Annotated in this window: 1 protein-coding gene; it reads left to right on the top strand. The window is 64.9% G+C overall.

Annotation, left to right across the window (positions count from 1 at the left end):
* Positions 1-896 precede the first annotated feature (896 nt).
* On the top strand, positions 897-3,537 hold a 2,641-nt coding region (locus ABIC75_RS23015), incomplete at its 3' end, for a beta strand repeat-containing protein (protein WP_354016219.1).

The raw sequence follows: 3,537 nt of genomic DNA, 5'->3' as shown, positions 1-3,537 counted from the left end.
CGAGCAGGGTGGGCGTATCGCGGGTCAACGCGCGAGCCGGATGGGATTGGATAGCGCCGAACGCGAACGTGATGTGAAAGGGCAGGCTCTCCTGGCGGTGGCATGCGCCATGCCCTGGCCTGATGCGAGCAACGGTGTGGATGGGGCGAGGCTGCCGCGCGGGTCGCCTTGATGCACGTGGCCGATGCGGATGATACTGGGCCGGTTTTCAGCCATGGGGGCCGCCGGGCGGCGACGGCCTTTCCGTGACTGCGCACATGGGATCTCGCCACCTTGGGTGTCGAAGGCATCGGTGTCCCGTTGCGGTGGCTCGATGACGACGCCCAAGGGTTGCTCGTCGAGTGGACGACACGGCTGATGTGTCGGCGGCGTGCCGGAGAGGAATCCACAGGGACGAGTCCCCTCATTCTAAGCGCCGGACGTTGCCCGAGCGGCTGGTGCTGGTGCTCCCTAGGCCGACACAGGCCTTGGCGCCCCTCGATGGCGTGCGCCGTGCCTATTCCGACGGCGCCGCTGCAACCGCCACCGGAATCCGTTCACGCGAATCAGACGCTGCTTTGTGCAACGTTTATATCGAACAGGCACGTACGCTAGGGGTCTGCGGTGCGTGACGCGCAAACCACCCGCTCGCTAAAACGAATGTTTTGGTGGGCTCAATCACCGCACGCCAACCTGGAAGCGGCTGATATGCGGATGATGAGGGGCACCACTTATCCTGCCGCGCCGAACCATCGGGCATCAGTCATGGTTTGTTGCCATCCCGATACCACTGGATGCATGTCGTTCGTTAGCCTGAAAACGAAACCCTTCGGTGGCGGAGCCGGAAAACTGCTCGATAGCGATGATTCTCGTTTTGGATGATTCGTCCATCTGCCGGGCCACGCGGGAGCGCTTCGGTGAACAAGAGCACGCTTCTTGTTTTTTTCAGCAAAGTGGCGCGTCTCGTCGCGGCGAGGATGCAAATCTTATCTCGCCAAGCACCGGAGAAATCCGCTCATTGGGGCTGGAGTCGTCATGTCATCGCCGTGCTTTTTCTCGTGGAGATGCGCACGCCATTGTCGGCTGCCGAACTCACCTGGAATCCTGGCGGAGCCTCCGGTGGTAGCGGAACGTGGAATACCACCAATGCATCCTGGAACGCCGGCACGACCGTCTGGAACAACGCCAATCTTGACGACGCTCTTTTCCAAGGGACGGCCGGTACGGTCACGCTCGGCGTGCCCATCACCGCGCACAATCTGACCTTCTCGACCGCGGGCTACACGCTCAGCGGCGGCACGCTGACCCTCGCCGGTGCGACGCCGACCATCACGGGTAGCGGGGCCATCAACTCGGTGATCGCCGGGACTGCCGGCTTGAGAACAAGCGGCGGCAACGCGACGCTCACCCTGGGTGGCGTCAACACCTTTATCGGCCCTCTGGTCATCGCTAACAACGGGGGGTTTAACGCCACGGTCGGAACTCTGGTTCTCGCTGCTGGCGCATCGGTGGCGACCTCGGATGTGACGGTCGGCTCGGCGGCCGCGGGTGATGCAGTCCTGCAGAACAAGAGCAACAACCAGATGACGAACGCGGTCGTGTCGTTCAATGCAACGCCGGGCGGCAACTATGCTTACTGGCAACTGCTCGGTACGACGCAGTCCGTCCTGGGCATCGTCAACAGTTCGGGTTCGGGCGTCGTCGAAGGACGCGAAAGCCAGGGCGGCGTTGCCAACAGCACATTAGTGCTCACCGGCAGCGGAAACGACTCGTACAACGGGTTCATGCGCAACAGCAACACCTCTGACACGTCGATCACGCTCGCACTCACCAAGAGCGGAACGGGCACGCAGACCCTGACTGGCCCCAACATCAATTATACCGGCGCGACCACTGTTGACGGTGGCAGGCTCGTGTTGAACAACGCAACCGCCTATCGTTCGGCCACCACCGTGAACAGCGGCGCCACGTTCGAGCTGGTGGGAAGTACCGCGATTAGCCACCCCGCCGGCTTCTCGCTCGCGCTGAACGATGGCTCGACGCTAGACAAGACCAACAGCGGCTTTGACGTGTTCGGCAGCGTCACCATCAACGGCACCGTCGCCATCAATGTCACGAACGACGGTGCTAACAACCAGTTGTTCATTGACGGGGCGGCGCCTGGTCTGACTGGCTCGGGCACCATCAACCTGACCAATACGGGCAGCGCCACGACCGGGCTGACGCTGCGTACGGGAGCGGGCAGCTTCACCGGCGCGATCAACGCCTCGGGCGGTGCGCTCAGTATCGGTGCTGGCGCGGCCCTCGCCCTGCAGAACACGGCCCTCAATCTGAGCAACAGCACCCGGCTGAATCTGGCTGCGGTGTACGGCACGAGCGCGTCGGATGCCTCAGTCCAGAGCCTGGGCGGCGACGGCACGGCCACCGTGGCGCTGGGTGCACAGACCCTCACGCTCGGCACCAACAATGGCACCGGCGCGACTTTCGCCGGAGTGATTTCCGGCACGGGTTCACTCGTCAAGATCGGAACTGGCACGCAAACCTTGAGCGGCGCCAACACCTACACCGGCACCACCACGGTGTCGGGCGGCGCGTTGTACATCGACGGCAACCAGTCAGGCGCGACCGGGCTGACCAGCGTCGCCTCCGGCGCCACGCTCGGCGGCAGCGGCACCCTTGGCGGCGATGTGAATGTCGCCAGCGGCGCGACCCTGGCGCCGGGCGCGCCGGGGTCCGCCCCCGGCACGCTTACCGTCAACGGCCACCTCGCCCTGGGCAGCGGCTCGCTGTTGGACTACCGCTTCGGGCAGGCCAACGTCCCCGGCGGCCCTTTCAACGACCTGACCCGCATTGGCGGCAACCTGGCGCTGGCCGGCATGCTGACCGTCACCGCGACGCCCGGCGGCGCGTTCGATCCGGGCGTCTACCGGCTCTTTGATTATGGCGGCGCGCTGTCCGGCAGCGGATTGGCCCTCGGTGCGGTACCGCTACCCAGTCTGTTCGTGCAGACGTCGGTGGCCGGCCAGGTCAACCTGGTCAACACCAATGGGATCTCGCTGCGCTTCTGGGACGGCGCGACCGGACCGAAGAACAACGGCGTCATCAACGGCGGCAACGGCACCTGGCAAAGCGGTAGCGGCAACGACAACTGGACCAGTCTGGACGGCACGCTCAATGCCCCCTTCAGCGATGGCGCGTTCGCCGAATTTGAGGGGCAGCCCGGCACGGTCACGGTCGACACCAGCGAGGGACCGGTGCGCGCCTCGGGCATGCAGTTTGCGATCGGCGGCTATGTGATCAATGGCGACGCCATCGTCCTCACCGGCCCGGCGGCGATCATCCGTGTGGGCGACGGGACCACGGACGGCGCGGGCTATACCGCCACCATCGACGCCGTGCTCGGCGGTGCGACGCCACTCGTGAAGGATGATCTGGGCACCCTGGTGCTCACCGGTGCCAACAGCTACACCGGCGGCACGACGATTGCGGCGGGCACGCTGCAACTGGGCAACGGCGGGAGCACGGGCTCGCTCGTGGGCGAGGTGATCGACAACGGCA

Origin of the sequence: Dyella japonica (assembly GCF_040545895.1) — a bacterium.
Classification (GTDB): Bacteria; Pseudomonadota; Gammaproteobacteria; order Xanthomonadales; family Rhodanobacteraceae; genus Dyella; species Dyella japonica_D.
The sequence above is the reverse complement of the archived record's forward strand: the minus strand, read 5'-3'. Positions and strand labels throughout refer to the sequence as shown.